At 46.1% G+C, this 18,845-nt stretch carries 15 protein-coding genes; 14 read left to right on the top strand and 1 reads right to left on the bottom strand.

Annotated elements, in window-relative coordinates; all coding sequences use genetic code 11:
* Window positions 1-23: 23 nt before the first annotated feature.
* From NNL21_RS34420 to NNL21_RS34375, 10 genes are all read left to right on the top strand, one after another.
* On the top strand, window positions 24-1,475 hold the full coding sequence (locus tag NNL21_RS34420; RefSeq protein WP_204822699.1) for an ABC transporter substrate-binding protein: 1,452 nt from the start codon (window positions 24-26) through the stop codon (window positions 1,473-1,475).
* Window positions 1,476-1,587: 112 nt separating this feature from the next.
* Window positions 1,588-3,615 (top strand): alpha-amylase family protein, encoded by a 2,028-nt coding sequence (locus tag NNL21_RS34415; RefSeq protein WP_204822698.1) that lies wholly within the window; start codon window positions 1,588-1,590, stop codon window positions 3,613-3,615.
* A gap of 30 nt (window positions 3,616-3,645) precedes the next feature.
* Window positions 3,646-5,145 carry a sulfatase family protein gene (locus tag NNL21_RS34410; RefSeq protein WP_204822697.1) on the top strand — a complete coding sequence of 500 codons (1,500 nt, stop codon included), beginning with the start codon at window positions 3,646-3,648 and terminating at the stop codon, window positions 5,143-5,145.
* A gap of 101 nt (window positions 5,146-5,246) precedes the next feature.
* Window positions 5,247-6,266 carry a formylglycine-generating enzyme family protein gene (locus NNL21_RS34405; protein ID WP_204822696.1) on the top strand — a complete coding sequence of 340 codons (1,020 nt, stop codon included), beginning with the start codon at window positions 5,247-5,249 and terminating at the stop codon, window positions 6,264-6,266.
* Window positions 6,267-6,829: 563 nt separating this feature from the next.
* Window positions 6,830-7,720 carry a polysaccharide deacetylase family protein gene (locus NNL21_RS34400; RefSeq protein ID WP_204822695.1) on the top strand — a complete coding sequence of 297 codons (891 nt, stop codon included), beginning with the start codon at window positions 6,830-6,832 and terminating at the stop codon, window positions 7,718-7,720.
* The gene (locus NNL21_RS34395; RefSeq protein WP_204822694.1) at window positions 7,680-8,516 is read left to right on the top strand and encodes a class I SAM-dependent methyltransferase; all 837 of its coding nucleotides are present in this window, start codon (window positions 7,680-7,682) and stop codon (window positions 8,514-8,516) included. Before NNL21_RS34400 ends, NNL21_RS34395 begins: the two co-directional genes overlap by 41 nt.
* A 207-nt stretch (window positions 8,517-8,723) precedes the next feature.
* On the top strand, window positions 8,724-9,527 hold the full coding sequence (locus NNL21_RS34390) for a class I SAM-dependent methyltransferase (protein ID WP_204822692.1): 804 nt from the start codon (window positions 8,724-8,726) through the stop codon (window positions 9,525-9,527).
* Window positions 9,528-9,735: 208 nt separating this feature from the next.
* The gene (locus tag NNL21_RS34385) at window positions 9,736-10,032 is read left to right on the top strand and encodes a metal-sensing transcriptional repressor (protein ID WP_204822691.1); all 297 of its coding nucleotides are present in this window, start codon (window positions 9,736-9,738) and stop codon (window positions 10,030-10,032) included.
* Between the two features lie 14 nt (window positions 10,033-10,046).
* Window positions 10,047-11,387, top strand: coding sequence for an MATE family efflux transporter (locus NNL21_RS34380; protein WP_204822690.1), 1,341 nt, complete (start codon window positions 10,047-10,049; stop codon window positions 11,385-11,387).
* A gap of 80 nt (window positions 11,388-11,467) precedes the next feature.
* Window positions 11,468-12,085: a class I SAM-dependent methyltransferase gene (locus tag NNL21_RS34375; RefSeq protein ID WP_204822689.1), complete on the top strand. Its 618-nt coding sequence runs from the start codon at window positions 11,468-11,470 to the stop codon at window positions 12,083-12,085.
* A gap of 359 nt (window positions 12,086-12,444) precedes the next feature.
* Here the strand turns inward: NNL21_RS34375 and NNL21_RS34370 are convergent, their stop codons facing one another.
* A complete protein-coding gene (locus NNL21_RS34370; RefSeq protein ID WP_204822688.1) occupies window positions 12,445-13,578 on the bottom strand; it encodes a hypothetical protein in 1,134 nt (377 codons plus the stop codon).
* A 993-nt stretch (window positions 13,579-14,571) separates the two neighbouring features.
* Here NNL21_RS34370 and NNL21_RS34365 point away from each other — a divergent pair.
* The 4 genes from NNL21_RS34365 (at window position 14,572) to NNL21_RS34350 (ending at window position 18,609) form a co-directional block, all read left to right on the top strand.
* Window positions 14,572-15,048: a DUF1579 family protein gene (locus tag NNL21_RS34365; protein WP_204822687.1), complete on the top strand. Its 477-nt coding sequence runs from the start codon at window positions 14,572-14,574 to the stop codon at window positions 15,046-15,048.
* 461 nt (window positions 15,049-15,509) lie between these two features.
* On the top strand, window positions 15,510-16,547 hold the full coding sequence (locus tag NNL21_RS34360) for a hypothetical protein (RefSeq protein WP_256555676.1): 1,038 nt from the start codon (window positions 15,510-15,512) through the stop codon (window positions 16,545-16,547).
* 357 nt (window positions 16,548-16,904) lie between these two features.
* Complete coding sequence (locus NNL21_RS34355) at window positions 16,905-17,963, top strand: alpha/beta fold hydrolase (RefSeq protein WP_204822686.1); 1,059 nt, start codon at window positions 16,905-16,907, stop codon at window positions 17,961-17,963.
* Between the two features lie 55 nt (window positions 17,964-18,018).
* Complete coding sequence (locus tag NNL21_RS34350; protein WP_204822685.1) at window positions 18,019-18,609, top strand: TetR/AcrR family transcriptional regulator; 591 nt, start codon at window positions 18,019-18,021, stop codon at window positions 18,607-18,609.
* The last annotated feature ends 236 nt before the right edge of the window (window positions 18,610-18,845 follow it).

Genomic DNA, 18,845 nt, shown 5'->3' with positions numbered 1-18,845 from the left:
TTTTAAAAAAAGAGGTGGTTCGTATGTTTAAGAGAAAGAGTGCTTTGCTTTCCATGACACTGATCTTATCGTTGGTGTTGGCGGGATGCTCATCGGGTAACAACTCGGGCACAAACAATGATCCGGCATCAGCAGGAACTGGAGCCGAATCGGTCGATCTGACGTTTGCGGTGGAGACGCCTAAGGACGAAGAGACGAAGCAAGTGTGGCAAGAAATTATTGACGGTTACACAAGCAAGCATCAGAACGTGAGTATTAAGCTGGACTATGCGCCCAGCGATGGAGATTCGTTCCGGACGTGGTTGACGACAGGACTCATCGGCGGCACATCCCCTGACATTATCCCTAGCCGTTATACATGGACTCATGAAGATCTGAATAAAGATTTGCTTACGGATTTAACGGCGGAATATGACAAGCCCAATCCGTATGCGGGCGATCGGATTTGGAAAGAAACCTTCACGCAATCCATCTTGAATGAGATGAAGAATCCGATTTCGGAGAAGCTTGCAGGCATTACGCTGCAAACCTTATCCATCCGCGTCTTCTATAATCAAGAACTGTTCCAGAAGAACAATCTTGAAATTCCGAAGACATGGACAGAATTTCTTGATGTACAAGCTAAGCTGAAAGAGGCTGGCGTAACGCCGTTTGCCTTCGCGAATTCCAAGCCGGGTGATAACCATCTCCTGTGGGCTGTTAACATGATGACGAATCAAATTGCGGCTGAAAAAGTGAGAAGCTATGATTTCAATGACAATAAACAGCTGGAGCTCAATGAAATCGCGGCATCGGTTAATGAAGGCGCTGTTAATTTAGAATCGGCGGATTGGACAGGCTTTATGCCGATTATCAAGGATTGGTCGCAATATTGGGCCAAGGGCTACAATGCGATGAGCGGCGATGCAGCGAAGGAAATGTTCTTGCGCGGCGATGCTGCGATGGTACTCGCAGGCAACTTTGAATTAAAAACGATTCAAGATTCGAAAGCACGGAAGTTTGAATTCGGCACGTTTGCATTGCCTTACCTGACCAAGCAGCAAAATCCGAATGCAGCCGAAACCAACTATGAGCTTGGCGGTTATCCGGACCTTGTATTCGCCATTCCGAAGAAAGTAACCGGAGACAAACTGGAGACGGCTGTCGATTTCTTGAAATACCTGTCTTCGCCTGAAGTAGCAACGCTTATGGGCAATAAAATGTATGTGACGACGACGCTTGCCAATGTCGATTTGCCGGTTAATCTGAGCGGCTTCCAATTCGTTGGGCAGCGGATCCTGGTTAACTTCTATGCGGCACACATCGATAAGAGGCTGAATGAAGACCTGGTGAAAATCGGACAGCTTTATTTGGAAGGATCGGTAACGGAAGAGAAGTACAAGTCAGAAATGCAAAAAACGCTTAAGAAAGACATGGAAACCGTATTGAAAACGAACAATTGGACGAAGGAAAACGGTTACGGAACGAAGGAATAGCAGTGTGCTGCCATAGTCAAGGCTGCGGCTAGCTTCAAGAGGAGGAGCGCCCCGAGCGGGTTGTTCCTCCTTACCCTATGACTGAAGTGGATAGAAAAGGAGTGCGATTACGATGAGTACGAGCTGGATTCGCGAGAATATCAGGCAGGTTCATATTGATTTTCACATGCCGGAATTTCCCCGCGATGCGATTACAAACTTCAATGCGGAAGAGTTTGTTTCCCATTTTGTCAGAGCGAAAGCAAACGTGATTGGTGTGTTCACCAAGTGCCACTTCGGCAATGCGTTTTATGATAATACAGTAGGCCATAAGCATAGCGGATTAAAAGGAGACTTCTTCGGAGAGGTAATAACGGAGGCTAAGAAGCATGACATTAAGGTCATTGCCTATTATTCGCTGGGAACCGATGCGCATGCGGTGCTTCATAATCCGGATTGGTACCAAGTGGATGAGCATGGGAAGGTTCGCGGCAGTGAAGGCACAGTATGGGAATTGCCTTGCATCAACAGTCCTTACCGGGAAGAGCTCGTCATTCCGCAGGTGAAGGAAATTACCGAGAAATATGAAATGGACGGCTATCTGTTCGATATTCCGTACATTCATAACCATTACTGTTTCTGTAATTATTGCAAGAAGAAGTTTCTGGAGGAGCACGGGCAAGCGCTGACACCGGAGCTTCTGCAAACGAACCGGGAGCTGGTCATCAGCTTCGGGATCGATTCGGCTGCACGTTGTATGAAGGAAATCCAAGATGTCATCAAGAAGATTCGTCCGGAAGTACTGATCAATTGCAACGGAGCTTGGCGCATGGGAGAACCAGCGGAGGTGAATGCAACAAGCGACTATGGATTATGGGAGTCCCAGCCATCCGCTACGGGCTCATTCCTCGGCCATTCCATTCGGGCTCGTCACATTCGCACGCTGGATGTTCCGGTGCAAATTATGACCGTTCGATTCACCGAAGGCTGGGGATTGATGTCCTGCAAGACGGCCGAGCAGCTCAAGTTCGAATTCGCAAGCATCATGGCGAACGGCGGAATCATCAATATCGGCGATCAGGTGATGCCGGACGGAACGCTGCAGGCCGGTGTGTATGATATTATCGGCGAAGCCTTCCGTTTCGTGGAAGCGCGCGAGGCTTATTGTATTGGAAGCAAGAGCGTTCGTCATACGGCGTTGATCGCTAATAATACGAACAACTGGTACCACGACAAGGATGATGCAGCCACGTTCGGGGCGGCCAAGATGCTGATTGAAGGCCATCAGCAATTCGATATTTACTATAACGGCGATTTCCCGGATCTGGAAGGATATAAAGTCGTGGTGGTGACGGAGAACGTCAAGCTATCCTCCGAATCGATTCAACGGCTGGACTCGTTTGTCGCGAGCGGCGGTTTGCTGTTGGCCGAAGGTGCGGCGACCTATTCCAAGGAAACGAAGGATTTCCAGCTTGCGAATGTGCTTGGCCTGCATTACTTGGAGCGCACGCCGTACCCGTTCGCTTACTTCACGGATAATGAGGAGCTGTGGCAGGGGGTTGCCCGAATCCCTCAACTGGTAGAAGGGGAATTCATCAAGACGATTCCGACAACGGCAGAACCATTAAGTCAGATTCAATGGCCATTGACGGTTCCGGCGGTTAACCGCGCCTTCAGGCATCCGATGCCGCCTGCCGGCACGATCAGCGATTTTCCGGGCATCAGCGTAAACCGTTATGGCAAAGGAACGGCAATCTATGTGGCTGCTCCCGTATTCCGAACGTATTGGAACAGCAATCACTTCTGGGTGCGGCGCATTATGACGAATCTGCTGGATCAATACAGCACAGAGAAGGATTACGAGGTGGAAGCTCCCGTTCATGTTGAGGCGAACATGATGGAGAAGGACGGCAAGAAATATTTGCACCTGATCAATTTTCAAAACATTCATACGGGTGAGAAAGCCAGCTCGTTCTATGATCCGATCGAGAACATTACGCCTGTATACGGCATTCAAGTGTACATTAACGATAAACGGATTCAATCGGCTACCACTCGTCCCGACAACGAACCGTTGGCGACCGAGCAGACCGAGGAAGGAATCGTGTTCACGGTTCCCAAGGTCCATATTCACACGATTATCGAGCTAAGCGAACAATAATAAAAATGCCTGGACGGAAGGTGAAGCGACTTGAACAGTATTGTTATCGTATGCGATACGTTAAGGAGGGACCATTGCGGTCCCTATCACAATGGGCGGCCGCTTAATCAAGTGGTCAGCGCGGAGCAGCCGGACTGGGTTATTCCGACGCCGAACATGGACCGTCTGGCACAGAGAGGCATCGTATTCGATAATGCCTATTGCGGATCGACGCCTTGCATGCCGGCACGCAGAGACATTTATACGGGACGTTATGAGTTTCTGGAGCGAGGCTGGGGTCCGCTGGAGGATGACGACCTGGATCTGCCTAGGCAGATCTCGGGACCGCCGAATTCTTCCTTAAACAAGCAGCTGGACAACGGAAATCCGGTCAGCTATTTCATTACCGATCACTTTCATATGTGGGAGCAAGGCGCAGGCAACTATCATATGGGCTACACGGGCTTCGAGTTTATCCGCGGTCACGAAGCGGATGCTTGGAGAACGGATCCGGTCGAATTCCCTTGCCCCGAATCGGAGAAGAATACGAAATTGGAACGGCATTTCCGTAACGTACATCTGACGCGCAAATCCGAGGAAGACTACTTCTGCGCGCAGATCTTCAGCAAGGCAGCGGATTGGCTGGAAGCGAATCATACGCACGACGATTTCTATCTGCACCTGGATTGCTTCGATCCGCATGAACCGTGGGATCCGCCGGAGGAATATGTGAAGATGTTCGACCCGCGAGGGTATGACGTGGACCGCTTTATTCCGCAGGCTCCTTATGATGAATGGAACAAACACATGACGGAGCAGCAAAAGAATCATGTGCAGGCCTGCTATGCGGCCAATGTCGTGCTGGTGGACAAATGGCTGGGCAAGCTGCTCGATAAGATGGATGAGCTGGATTTATGGAGTAATACCATGCTTATTTTTACCACAGACCATGGCACTTATAACGGGGATCACGGACGTACTGGCAAGCTCCAAACCCACCAGTACGATGCCGTTGCCCATATTCCTTTCATCGTGGCTTACCCGGGCGGGGAACAAGGAGTAAGAAGAGATCAATTGGTTCAATTGGTCGATATTTATCCGACCGTGCTGAGGGCGGCAGGCAAGCCTTGTCCTCCTGACAGGCACGGGCTTGACCTGACTCCCGTGCTGGAGTCAGGCACAGCGCCGCTGCGGGATTATGCGATCAGCGGCATGTTTGGCCGAAGCGTAACGATCACCGACGGCCGCTGGACGCTGCATCAATCGCCGAACGCTGAGAATCAGCCGCTATATTGGTATGGAACTGCCGTGGCCAAATTCATTCCGTATGATCTGGGTCCTTACGTGGACGGGAAGCGATTGGTGAGTGACTGTGCCTCGTGGCCGACGCCAACCTGGTTAAGCGATAAGAGCACAGATCCCAGCGAGCTCGTTAATTTAGCGGATCAGGAGCAGAAGAAGGCTGCTGAACTGCAGCAGGCATTGAAACAAACGTTAGTGAAGCTTCAAGCGCCCAGCGAACAATTAGAGCGATTGGGGCTGCAGGATTAGGCTTGACTGCTTGAATAGAGTAAGGGTAAACGACCGCTCCGGCGGTTGTTTACCCTTATCCGAGAGGTGGGAACATGTTCTTCAGATGAGGAGGTTGTGTCATGTCTGACCACAAGGAAACTTCGTCTTGCTGCTCCGCAAGCCGCGATGCCATGCAACCGAATAAACCTGCCCATCAAACGGAGCCGCACGGGGACGTCTCGCCGGCTAGGGTGGAATCGGGAGCTCCGCCTGATTCGGGACTGGCCGCTGACCGTTATGAAGGCATGGTATTCATAGAGGGTGGTACCTTCCTGATGGGGAGCAATGATCGGGAGGGATTTGCCGAGGATGGCGAGGGCCCTGTGAGAAAGGTGCACGTTCCTTCCTTCTATATGGATGAAACCGCGGTTACGAATGAGCAGTTCGGGCAGTTTATTGCGGCAACCGGTTATCGGACGGAGGCTGAGAGGTTTGGCTGGTCGTACGTCTTTCATCTGTTCGTGACACCGCAGTCGCAAGAGCAGAAGGCATACCGCGCAGCTCCTCGTGCGCCTTGGTGGTGGGCTGTTGAGGGATCGGATTGGTCTCATCCTGAGGGATTAAACTCGGATGTGGAGGAGCGTGGAGACCATCCCGTCGTTCATGTAACTTGGAACGATGCGGCCGCCTATTGCCGATGGGCGGGCAAGCGACTGCCGACAGAAGCTGAATGGGAATATGCCGCACGTGGAGGCTTGGTTCAGAAGAGGTATCCATGGGGCGATGAGCTGAAGCAGGGCGGAGAGCACCGATGCAATATTTGGCAGGGCAAATTCCCGCAGGTCAACCATGCTAGTGACGGTTACGCGGGAACCGCACCCGTCCGATCTTACTCACCCAATGGTTATGGCTTGTATAATATGGCGGGTAACGTGTGGGAATGGTGCTCAGACGTGTTCGATCCGGCGTATCACTTGACCGGTGAAACGGACAATCCCATTGGGCGGGGGAACAGCGGCACGAGGTCGATGCGCGGCGGCTCCTACTTGTGTCACAAATCCTACTGCAACCGGTATCGGGTTGCAGCCAGAAGCCGCAATACGCCGGACAGCTCATCGGGGAATACCGGCTTCCGCTGCGTGGTTTCGGATCGTGTATAATGCGGCCCGCATTGTCATGACTGTGTATGAATAGACTTGAATGGATTGACGGATTTCAACTAAGCAAGGCCTTGATTCTCTATTTAATGGAGGATTGAGGCTTTTTTCTGTCGGAAACGAACACATTCCGTTGTTAACCCAATAGGAAGAGTGATATCTATCCGTTTGAAGTAACGGGATGAATAACTCAAAGAAACCGCAACTTTTTCCTTTCGTGCAGATCATTACTAACTATTAAAATTAGTAAATTTATTGGGCGGATATTCGATACGGGGTGGAAACCCTAGCCCTTTACTCTATTCGATTTTATAAATATTGCCGATTCGTTTAAGTCTGCCGGATTCCATCCCCTTCAGCTTTGTAAACGGCCTATACTCAATCAGGTATTCCAATTCTAGGAATTTTAGTTTATGATACAAATTGTATCTTTCGAAGAAAGAGTTCGGCTCCGACCGTTTACATGCACACCCGAATACCTGGGTCGCTCCGGAATCCGTTTGATTTTTTGAAAACGGGATGCCGAGAACCTAGAATTGCAGGTATCAGTGGAAGGGGACAGCGTTTTGGGGAAGTCGATTATATTTACTGTCGACCTTGAGGATTGGTTCACAGACGGGAGACAGATCCAAGTTGAGAGCTGGGACAATTATGAACTGATGATAGAGACCAATGTGTATGCCATATTGTCCCTGTTAGCGAAGCATAATGCGAAGGCGACTTTTTTTATATTAGGCTGGATCGCTTACAAGAAACCTCGTCTTATTCAAGAAATACATGCAATGAGACATGAGGTTGCCTCCCATGGATACGCCCACGAGCTCGTGTATACGTTATCCGAAGAGAAATTTAGAACTGACGTTAGAAGATCCAAGCTAACGTTAGAGGATATAATTGGGGCGGAAGTAATCGGCTACCGTGCCCCCTGCTTTTCTATGACTCGATGGGGGCTCGACATTCTGAAGGAAGAAGGGTTCATCTATGATTCCAGCATTGTTCCAAGAACCTATCATGACCTCTATTCGAGGCTCTATGAGAGCGTGGAGAACCCCTTCTTCGAAATTATAGAACAGTTCTGGGAAGTATCCCTGCCAACGTTGTCTATCGGACCCCTTCAAATCCCTTGGGGTGGAGGGGGTTACTTTCGTTTCTACCCGTATCCCCTATTTATATATGGAGTACGCAAATGGATTTCCTCTGGAAATCCGTATATCTTCTATATCCACCCTTATGACTTAGACCCCGAACAACCAAGGCGAACGGACTATTCCAGGCTGAACAGGCTGCGGCGCTATTATGGCTTGAAATCTACCCGTAATAAGCTTGAGAGACTAATCGGCCAGTTCGAATGCAAGTCGATCGTGGAATATTATCCTCTACTGCAACAACAAAATAATAGGAAATGGGAAACGCAATATGAAGAAGATGGACAACTATTCGCGCATTCTCCTCAATGAACAGCTGCTATCCTGTGCCGCATATTATTTTTGCAGGGACGCGGGTTTAGGCAAACGATACGCGATTGACGAGCCTCAGCTGGAGTCTATTCAATATTTACGGCGAGAGGGGATATTGAACGGGACCGCCGATCAGGTTGTAAACCGGGAGTTAGGATATGCATGCTACGAGTATTATAGACAAAGCGTTGCTCCCGATGAGTTTGACAGCCTATTATTGCAGGAAGCGGAAGGAAGGGAAAAAGTCTTAGACCTATGCTGCGGTCCGGGGGCGACTGTGCATGCTTTGTTAAGAAGTGATTCTGAGCGAATCGTCTACGCTGTAGACCATAATCCGTTCTATTTATCCCTTCTGCGCAGCACGTTGCCATCTCGGTATGAGCAGGGCGGACAGGTTGTTGTACAAGATGGCGACGCCCACCATGTTGAGCTGAAGGATCGGACGCTGGATTTCATCGTTTGCAGGACTTCGCTTCAATACTTGCATATTCCTTCTGCTATTGCAGAGATGTATCGACTGCTGCAGCATGGAGGGAAGGTGTTTCTGGTCGTACATGGCTTAGGTTATCTTCCCGACTATTTCCTAGCTAGAAAGCAATTGGGTAAGATTACGCAGCGCTCAAGAGGCGCCGGCGGGGTAAGTGCGTTAAAATTTCTCACCTTCGGTTCGTTGAAGCAGAAACTTGAGAATGCAGGCTTTACCTCTATTCAATATATAGAGAGCAGCCCGTGGATGTTTGCGGGATGGCTGCCTATCTACTTTGGGGTTTCGGCTGAGAGAAGCCGCGGCAACTGACACTGACGGATCATTTCGGATACAAAAAAAGATACGTACAATAAAACAGCAGAAGGATCCGCCGCGACGGATCCATTTTCACGTTTACGTTTAGGTGATAGCTGAACAACGGAGAATTAAAGGGCTGTCATGGGTTATGCTGTTTAATGTATAGTAAAGTAAAAGTTGGATTATTTTAGAAATCACTTTTAAATGAGGAGAAATTAGATGGATAAAAACACAAAAATCAATCGTTTGCGCTGGAATGAAGCAACTTCAATTCACGAAAAGTCAGATTTTTATGATGTCGAAGGGTTTAAAGCAGGGAAATCAACGTTAAAATCAATTGAATTAGTAGAGTTAGGTGATTTAGAAGGAAAATCTATTCTGCATTTACAGTGCCATTTTGGATTAGATTCTCTCTCTTTGGCGAGAATGGGGGCAAAAGTAACTGGAGTTGATTTGTCCGATGAAGCAATAGAGTTGGCCAAAAAATTAAGCAATGAAACAGGAGTTCATGCTGATTTTATTTGTGCAGATATTTTGCAACTTCCTGATGTTTTAGATCGACAATACGATATTGTTTATACTTCTTACGGAGTTTTATGTTGGATTTCTGACTTAAATCTTTGGGGGAGCATTATAGCTAAATACTTAAAACCAGAAGGAATTTTTTTTATGGTTGAGGGTCACCCAATAGGAAACATTCTTGAATATAATACGATAACTCAAAAATTTGAAGTAGAATATAATTATTTTTTTACAGATCCCATATTATGTCGTTCAAATACTACATATGGGGATCGCAGTGTTTTAATGGAAAACGAAGAGTTTTATCAATGGGATCATAGTGTGGGAGAGATATTAAATTCATTAATTAAAAATGGATTATATATTTTGAAATTTGATGAGTATCCGTATTCTGCATATGAAAAATTTGAAGGAAAGATGATATATGAAAACGATGGTTGGTGGAAGATTAAAGATGAAGTTAAAATACCTTTATTATTCTCAGTGAAAGCCACAAAATAAGCAGTCTTCTTAACAAGACTTCGCTCAACTAACGGGTGCGATAGCTTAATAAACAACTAAAACGAGGCTGCCGACAAGGATCGGAAGCCTCGTTTTGCTAACGGACGCAACAGTCACATACTTCGAATTTTTGATGTAATAATGAGATTTTTTATTTACATTATCCCCCCCGGGGGGATAAAATGAGGACGACAAGGGGGGCACAATTATGAGCGAAAAACATGAGCATAACCATAATCATCCACACAAGCATACACAAAAAGTTGTGAACCGATTAGCAAGAATTGAAGGACATGTGCGGTCCATAAAGGATATGACTAGGAACGGAAGAGATTGTTCGGAGGTTCTCTTACAGATTGCAGCAGTGCGCAAAGCCTTAGACAATACCGCCAAATTGCTACTAAAAGATCATCTAGAGGGCTGCGTTGTAGAGGCCGTTCACAAAGGTAATGAAAAAGAGGTTCTTTCTGATCTTCATAAGGCACTTGACCATTATTTGAAGTAGGGGGAATGCTGGCTATGGATTCGGAAAATATGTTAAGGCAACACACAACAAGGAAGCAAAAACTATATATCATTCTTGCCCTTGCCGTTCCAGCTATGATTGAGAACCTTTTACAGACGGTTGTGGGTTTTATAGACACCTTATTTGTATCCAAAATCGGTCTTGTTGAAGTGACGGCGGTCGGCATTTCTAACGCAATAATTGCCATATACATAGCAATTTTCATGGCACTTGGAACAGGAGCATCTTCACTCATCGCAAGAAGTGTTGGGGCAAACGATTACGCTAAGGCGAAATTGATTGCCAAACAGTCCACATGGATCGCTACAATCACCGGCTTGTTATTTGGACTCATTTCATTGCTGTTTGCAAGGCCATTACTCCAGATTATGGGGGCAGAAACAAATGTATTAGAGGCAGCTGTTACATACTTTACAATCGTCGCGGTTCCATCAGTCTTTATTTCCCTTATGTTCGTTTTTGGTAGCATTCTACGGGCGGCTGGAGACACGAAGACGCCGATGAAAATCAGTATTTGGATCAATATTGTACATGTTGTTTTGGACTATGTGCTTATATTTGGGGTTTGGAAGTTTGAAGGTTGGGGGATTGCGGGAGCAGCCTGGGCAACAGTCATCGTAAGGATTATTGGTAGCATAGCTCTTTATCGTTATATAAAAAAATCTAAGCTGTCCTTTCCAATGTTCACGGGAATCGTTTTGAATGAACATACAAAAGCGTTACTAAAATTATCAACGCCAGCAGCAATTGAACGCTTAATTATGCGGTTAGGTCAGGTTTTATATTTCGGACTTATTGTTCATATCGGTACAAATACATTTGCCGCACATACGGTCGCAGGGAACATCGAAATATTTTCTTATATGCCAGGCTACGGATTAGCAGTTGCCGCTACAATATTGGTGGGACAAAACCTCGGCGCAAATCAAAAAAAGGAAGCCTACGCGTACGGAATGCTGACTACTGGGGTCGCGGTTGCGTTTATGTCCTTTGTAGGCGCACTCCTGTTCTTCTTTTCTTCTTGGTTTGCTGCTTGGTTTACATCAGAACCTACCGTAATCAAGATGGTTTCGACTGCACTTAAAATTGATGCTTTTGCGCAGCCTTTCCTCGCTGTTGGTTTGGTGCTGACAGGAGCACTGCAAGGAGCTGGTGACACGAAAAGTCCAATGTATTCTACGGCTATTGGTATGTGGGTAATCCGGGTGGTTGGCGTTTATGTACTGGGCATCCAATTAGGTATGGGTATTGCAGGAATATGGCTTTCCATTACGATCGATTTATTTGTGCGAGCTGTTTATTTATTTTACCGATTCAGAAAGCAACTATCATAATTCTGTCGCTCCTCATTGATCCCAGCGTAAGGCTAGGAAGCCGATGAAAAAATACTAAGCTTAAGAAGGTGAATCTTACAATGAAAATCCGTCTCACACGATTTATTGAAGCTTATTACGGAAACCCGAAAGGTATCTTTGGTTTGTGGATAGGTGAAAAAATGGTGAAACAGCATCAACCTGAGACATTCTGGACAATAGATCTGATAAAATTACAACCCAACGATAAAGTATTGGAGCTTGGGTGTGGCGCAGGGTTTGCCATTCAACTGCTTCAAAATCAATTAACGGATGGACACGTCATTGGTATTGATCTATCTAAAACTATGGTCCGTTCAGCAACTATCCGTAATAAAAAAGCAATAAAAAGTGGCAGAGCAGAGATAAGATATGGGAGTGCGGAAGAAATCCCCTACCCAAATAGCAGCTTCGATAAGGTCTTTAGCATTCATTCAATCTATTTTTGGGATGACTTGCCTAGAAGCATAAATGAAATATTCCGAGTGCTTAAACCTGGTGGCTCAGTAATAATAACCCTTTCATATGGAAAGGGAGGGGTGGTATATAACCACATTCAGAATATGATAGATCAGCAAATTATTCCGTGTATGCTTCGAGTTGGATTCTCGAATACTAATCAAATCATAGGACCTGACTCTAGGGTTTTCAATACGGTCGCAGTTACAGGAGTTAAGTGACGTATTTAGAACGATATAATTAATGTTTGTTCAACTAAACGGATACGATAGCTTAATAAAGACAAGAGGCAGCCGGCTCGAATGAGAATGAACGGCTGACTTTTCCACGCTAACGGGCAGAATAGTGGCAGCAGTCTGGACTTTATTTTCAACGAATACTAGTCATTGAGGGCTTGATCCCCCGTGACCGTCCCTATAACCAATGGAATCTGGATGCAGGTTCCATTGGGGATTTTACGGGACTAGTTCTGGGACATATGCTCAAAAATCTTCGGTTTTCCGTTCCCCTGCTGACCGATTGAAAGGGCGGGTCCGCTTAAAGTCTCCGTCGGCCATACGGGGGCGGTAGTAATGAAGTATTAGCTTTGAATGGCGAACAACGAATTGCTAGTCATCCGGTACCAGGCGCCATTCTGGTATTGGAACTTCATACCGCTGGACACACGCACATGTGTATCCGTTTGAGAGGAATAAAGGTACGTTTTGGAGTATTTCAACTTCCCGTAGTACACCGTGTATACAACCGAGCCGTCCGCGCCCAACTGATTGATGGAGATGCCGTCTCTTGAGTACCACGACTGTTTCCACGTCTGTGAAGGGGTTTCAAAGATCGGTTTGGTTTCGCCTTCCGGCGACCGGACATACAAGGCCCAATTATCTTTTTCTTTATTATACTCCTGATAGGCAATCCAGCCGTTATTGATCTGATAGGATGGTCTCGGGTTGGGAAAAAAGCCATACCAAGGATTTAGGGCTAATGTGGTAATATTGTCATCGGCGTCACGCAATCGGAGCAACCACTTTTCGCTACTGTTCCTTTTAACCTGGTAGATCATGTTTTTCCCGTCCATCAAAGGTCCGCTGTAGGTTTGGTAGCCGGCAGGCAGCACATATGTCATCAACGTACCGTCGGGAAGCGACTTGTAGAGGTTCGAATGATAAGTTGGATCCGTATAAACCACGGTTCCGTCAGCCGACAGATCAAAGCGATTTGTACCTTGAAAACCCGAATTCGGTAAGGTACGGGACTGTCCCGTAGCTAAATCCAGCACTCTATTGGTAAATACCGCAAAATTCCCTTTCACATCATAAACATCCCCATATGGATAATTGCCATCGATCAGATTTCGAACGTTTCCGTCGTTCCAATAATAAACAGAATGATAAGTAGGCCATCCGCTAGAGTCTGTAATAGATAAAGTAAAGACTACACCTTCAGTGGATAACTTTGCCGAATAGATCGTATGGTCAGACCCGGTGGCATCGTACACCTTTACTTGGCTTCCATCCGTACGGTTATGCAACCAGAGCACCTTATTACCGGTTTCTTTCCAAATAATACGGCTTTCGTCAAAGCCAAGGATGGTTCCGTTGAATTCGTTAAGGAGCACCTCGGAACTCCAATCATCAGCGGCCGATGCCTGCAACGGCGGAAGCAGAATCAGCACCAACAGCGTAAATGCCCAAACGAAAGGTATAAATCCTCGTTTCATTAATGCACCTCACCTATAAACTTATTTTTGTTGACTATCCATCGGTATTTCGTTTTAAACTTGTTTTGATTAAACACCCCCTTGTTGTGTCGAATTGACAGTAAAACATGGTGTAGTTGAGAAGGCAGGGTCTGAAAAAATAACATTCAGCAGAATCACCGAAAGATCATTATCTGAGGCCCTTACGGGAAGTCATGTCTATGTTGTTTCTTTCGGTAAGAATGAGGAAGGTTATTCAATTTGAATAACAACATACTACAATATATTCGTATTGAATACTCTTTTTTGGGGGTAAATGACAAAATTAACCAAACATTTGTAATTCCTGAAAGTTTCAGGCAATGGGCGACTACTAGGGCATTAGTTACCGAGTCGGGAATTGATGCATTTTGTACTATTTATTAAGCTAATAACAGGACACGGTAACGAGTTCTAACGCAAAAAAAACCGACCTTTTGCAGATGCGAACAGGGTCGATTTTTTTATATTGTTTGACGGAAATCACTCGAATCAACTTATTATTGTATGGTACGAAGTCGATTCGGTCGGTTACTACTTTGTTTGCAGGGCGGAGGGTGAATTACTCAAAGAAGGCGAACACACACATAACCCCCGCTGGGTCACCATAGACGAACTGGCAGAACGGATACAAAATAATCCGTTGCAATTTATTAACATCGACTGTGCCGCCATCATGTTCTACTTAAAACATCGTGTAATATCCTTCCAGTTATTGAAACAATTAGATCCTTTCTGTTACGCTAACGGGTACGATAGTTGAATAAGAAACATGGATGAGCAGGCGCTGTGGTGGCCTGCTCATTTTATTAAGCTAACTGGCAGGATACAAGCAGGCTCCAGTAGTTTCTTCAACTTCCGAAATAGCAATCGATAAGAAACCGCATTATCTGTAAACTTGTAGAATAAAAGGAGATTTTAAAATTCATTTATAAAGAGTGGCAACCGCCCTAACTATGAAGGAGGAACATATTAGTGACAAAGAAAGATAATTCCCTTGCTCCACACGATCCGCCCAAGCCAGATCTTGCGCTCACACGCTTGAATGTGTTCATAGGCAAATGGAATACGGAAGGACTGATTAAGGCGAGTCCGTCCGGGCCGACTGCCAGGTTGAAGGCAATTGATACTTACGAATGGCTACCTGGCGGATTTTTCCTTATTCACCACGTGGGTGGCTATATGGGTGACGAAGAGGTTAAGACTATCGAGATCATAGGTTATGATACTTCTAGCGAGACGTACTTTACGCACTCTTATGACAATCGAGGCAGCGTCGGTAAGTATCAAGCGAATCTACTCGACGCCGTCTGGACAATTGCAGGAAAATCTGAGCGCTTCACGGGTATGTTTAGCGATGACAGCAACACCTTAACTGGCAGGTGGGAGTTGTCAGGCGATGGCGAGAGTTGGGAACCTTGGATGGATATCAAGTTGACGAAAGTCGTTTAGCTGAAAAACGCCCCAAAACGTATAAACTCTTGGGGATCAATAGCGGAACTAACCACAAACAAGTGAGGATCTGAAGTTCCCGGCATGTATCGTTCAACTAACGGGACACGATAGTTCAATAAAACACACAAGGATCCGCCACGGCGGATCCTTTTCACGTCTCCCTCGTCGATTGAGCTAACGGGCAGATTACGCTAATGGATTCAGACTAACATAATAATCTTATCGGCTCTTTACATGTGTTTGCCACGTTATTAACTCGCTTTAGAGTTCCTTCCTTTTAAGCGTTTGATCAATCATATTTAAGACTAAGGTCTAGCTGGAAAATAGACCTTAGTTTATTTTCGGCAAAGAAATGTTTCTGTAAAATTTATAACTGAGATCGAAAATAAACTTCCCCGCAGCAAGCTGCGGGGAAGTAGACCTTCAGAGATTAAAACTTTAGGGAGCTGGTCCCATCAATGTCTTCAAATAACCAAAATCACATTGGAGAAACAATGGCTAAGATGGATGGTGCCAATATTGCGAGATCGGTTGATAAAGACTCGACCGTCCAATCTTATTTTCAAGTGTGGGCTGCACTCGGGGCCTGCGCCGTAACCCTGCTAGCCGTTATATTGAAACCCCTTTTTCCAGACAGTCCAGACTATACAAAGGGATTTGCTCCAATGTGGGTTACGGCATTCGCCGCAATAATTGGAGTGATCGCTTTGCTGCTGTCAATGGGTTGGACGCGAGTAAGACTTGTACCACGTCTACTCGTGCTAATCAGCGCATGGAGCGCTTCTATTCTGCTAATCTGGTCATCAGCTGGTATCGTCTTTGACGCACTCCGCACGGCCGCTGTGATTGGAATACCCGGTTTGCCACCTGTCGTTGACTGGTCAGGCTTTGTGTCCCGGGCTATAAGCCTCACAGGGGCAACGTTACTGGCAATGGTCACCATCTCTTTTCAGCGCGTATCCCGCGGTGCATGTGTTGCGTGTGGCCAAGGGCCCTTGATCAAGAGGAAGATTCGCTCGAATGCGTGGCTTGGCTATGCCGCTTTCATCCTTTCATTTCCATATCCTTTGCTGAAAATCTACTGGACACTTGGTGGGACCTTAGGGGGCGGTCAAAATTTCGGCCATCATTCTGCGTTTGGTGAAATTCTGGTTTTTGGTGCTAGTGCATTGCTTTCCCTCGCTCTTGTCCAAAGATGGGGGCGCTTATTCCCCCGTTGGGTCCCGTTTTTTGCTGGCAAAAAAGTTCCTCGCAGGATTTTTATCATTGGAGGTTGGATTGCTGCCTGTATGACAGCTCCTATGGGGCTGCTGGCGATATTTGGGACTTTTATGCAAGCACTAGGTCTGGCTGATGGTCCTGTGCGTTTTGATGGCAACGGATTGATGGTATCCATGGTGTACGGAGGGTGGATGTTGTTAGGTATCGCACTTGGTGGAGCCACCTGGGGCTATCAGCAGCAAACCAGAGCCAGTTGCGTACAATGTGGCCGATAACTTTATTTATAAGGGGGGCCATTTTTATACTGGGATAAAGTTTTCAAATTTGATACAAAAGGTGACATGGTTAAAATTAAGGAAGTTAATGCGGTATTCAAACCATGGGCAAATGGGACGCGTTTTTGTGCTAGGTATAAGCTGGCGAAGTCAATGAGTTCATTACGCTAACGGGACACGATAGTTCAACGAAACAAGGAGCAGTTTGCCGCGGCAGCTGTTCCTTGTTTTTATTAAGCTAAAGGGCAGCGCAGTTATTTCACACGATTGACAATATGCGGAAAATGATATACTTTAAATTGAGTGAGTTACTCACTCATAAAATTTCCCCATTCACTTTAGAAGGAGATGAAAAAAATGAGTAAAACGAACATCCTGCCTGATTTATTACTCCGAAACCGCAACCGACGCAAAAACACAAAGCTACTTGAGATTCATACGCCGAATCGTATCATTGAAGGCCATTACGTTAAAATCGGCGGCATCGACCAGTGGGTAACAATACGGGGAGAGGATTATCATAATCCTGTTGTATTGTTCATTCATGGCGGACCGGCTTCCCCATACTCCATTTTCAGCCCATTGCTGCGTTCTTGGGAGAAACATTTCACCATCGTGCAATGGGATCAGCGAGGCGCTGGCAAAACGTTTACGAGGAACGGAAAAGACGGAAGCGGCCCCATCACCTTTAGCCGCCTTGCTCAGGACGGGATCGAGTTGGTAGAGTACCTGTGCAACAAAATCCAACAGCAGAAAGTGATTCTCATCGGCAGTTCGGTAGGCAGCCTGATCGGAATTATGATGGCGAAAAGACGTCCCGACCTATTTTATGCCTATGTCGGTACCGATCAAAATTCTCCGGATCCCCAGTATCTCACGCACCAATTGACGATGGACTCTCTCCGCAATGCAGGCCATGCGAAGGGGGTTCAATTGGTCGAGAAAATGGGGCCGGATCCAACACGATGGAGCCGTGAAGATTTCGAACGGAGGAATCAATACCTCGTTAAAGTGATCAACGACGTGCCAAATATGATTATGGACCTTATTTTGCCGTCTATGCTTTCTTCCCCAGAACACAAGTTCAGCGATCTCATCGATTTTTTCAAAGGGATGAAATTCTCCCTTGACCACCTTTATAACGAGTTAGTGGCTTTTGACTTCGATGAGGTTGGACTGTGCCTTAAATTGCCGTTCTTTATTATGCATGGCGATAAAGATATCATTACGCCGATTGCAACGGCAAAAGCATACTTCGACAAAATTGAAGCTCCTTTCAAAGAATATGTACTGATTCGTAATGCCGGTCATCTTGCTTGTTTTGCCCGTCCGGAGCAATTCCTGGAGGAACTTATTAACCGGGTACATCCTCTAGCCACCGCTACAGAGAACGAAATTGCAAAGGGGATAATTTAGCGATTTCATGTTACGATAAGGATAACTCTTTCATAAGATTGGAGTTTGAGGATCATTGTCTCCATTAAATAAACACCAACTGAATCAGATCCGCGACGAACGCAGAGAACAGATTAAGCAAGCGGCGCTAATACGATTTGCTCGGCACGGATACTTGGGAACGAAAACGAGCATGATCGCTGCGGAAGCCGGCATCAGCGAAGGTCTTATTTTCCGATATTTCAAATCCAAAGACGTGCTTTTCACAACGCTCGTTCAGGAGTTAATCGAAGAAGCGAAGTTGGAAACCGAGAACCTTCAATACTTGCCTGGCTCTCCATTTGAACAAATCAAAGCCTTAACCACAGGTATGCTTGATGAGAGCAGCAAATATGCATTTATGCTAATTCTAAGAGCACGCAAGACGGATGAAATTCCAGAAGAGGCCGCACGGATTCTTGAACAACATTCAGAGGATGTTATACTCGAGAGGCTGATTTCAATATTTATTCAAGGGCAGGAAGCTGGAGAATTCTCCCCGGGAGATCCACGGAAATTATTGGCTTGGTATTTTTCCATTATCAATTGTCTTATTATGGAGGAAGTTGCGATGGAGGAGTACGGGTTACCGAATGCGGACTACTTAATGCGTTTTTTGAAAACGTAACGTTACGCAAATGTTGAATTAACCGGTCATAGAAAACGCCAGGTCATTACGCTAACGGGGAACGTTAGTTGAACGCAACAAGGAACAGTTTGCCGCGGCAGCTGTTCCTTGTTTTATTAAGCTAACGGGCAGCATTCCTATTATGAAGAAATACGAGGTTTGAGAAAGAAAAAGACTCCTTGGTATGATGTTAATGGGTCCACGACGCTGGCGGGCTGACGGATCCCAAAAACAAA

The organism is Paenibacillus mendelii, assembly GCF_024498075.1.
GTDB lineage: Bacteria > Bacillota > Bacilli > Paenibacillales > Paenibacillaceae > Paenibacillus_Z > Paenibacillus_Z mendelii.
The sequence above is the reverse complement of the archived record's forward strand: the minus strand, read 5'-3'. Positions and strand labels throughout refer to the sequence as shown.

Bases quoted from the DNA above. Each gene is read 5' to 3' on its own strand.
- NNL21_RS34420 (WP_204822699.1), top strand. From the start codon at position 24: ATGTTTAAGAGAAAGAGTGCTTTGCTTTCCATGACACTGATCTTATCG.
- NNL21_RS34415 (WP_204822698.1), top strand. From the start codon at position 1,588: ATGAGTACGAGCTGGATTCGCGAGAATATCAGGCAGGTTCATATTGAT.
- NNL21_RS34405 (WP_204822696.1), top strand. From the start codon at position 5,247: ATGTCTGACCACAAGGAAACTTCGTCTTGCTGCTCCGCAAGCCGCGAT.
- NNL21_RS34395 (WP_204822694.1), top strand. From the start codon at position 7,680: ATGAAGAAGATGGACAACTATTCGCGCATTCTCCTCAATGAACAGCTG.
- NNL21_RS34390 (WP_204822692.1), top strand. From the start codon at position 8,724: ATGGATAAAAACACAAAAATCAATCGTTTGCGCTGGAATGAAGCAACT.
- NNL21_RS34385 (WP_204822691.1), top strand. From the start codon at position 9,736: ATGAGCGAAAAACATGAGCATAACCATAATCATCCACACAAGCATACA.
- NNL21_RS34380 (WP_204822690.1), top strand. From the start codon at position 10,047: ATGGATTCGGAAAATATGTTAAGGCAACACACAACAAGGAAGCAAAAA.
- NNL21_RS34375 (WP_204822689.1), top strand. From the start codon at position 11,468: ATGAAAATCCGTCTCACACGATTTATTGAAGCTTATTACGGAAACCCG.
- NNL21_RS34370 (WP_204822688.1), bottom strand. From the start codon at position 13,578: ATGAAACGAGGATTTATACCTTTCGTTTGGGCATTTACGCTGTTGGTG.
- NNL21_RS34360 (WP_256555676.1), top strand. From the start codon at position 15,510: ATGTCTTCAAATAACCAAAATCACATTGGAGAAACAATGGCTAAGATG.
- NNL21_RS34355 (WP_204822686.1), top strand. From the start codon at position 16,905: ATGAGTAAAACGAACATCCTGCCTGATTTATTACTCCGAAACCGCAAC.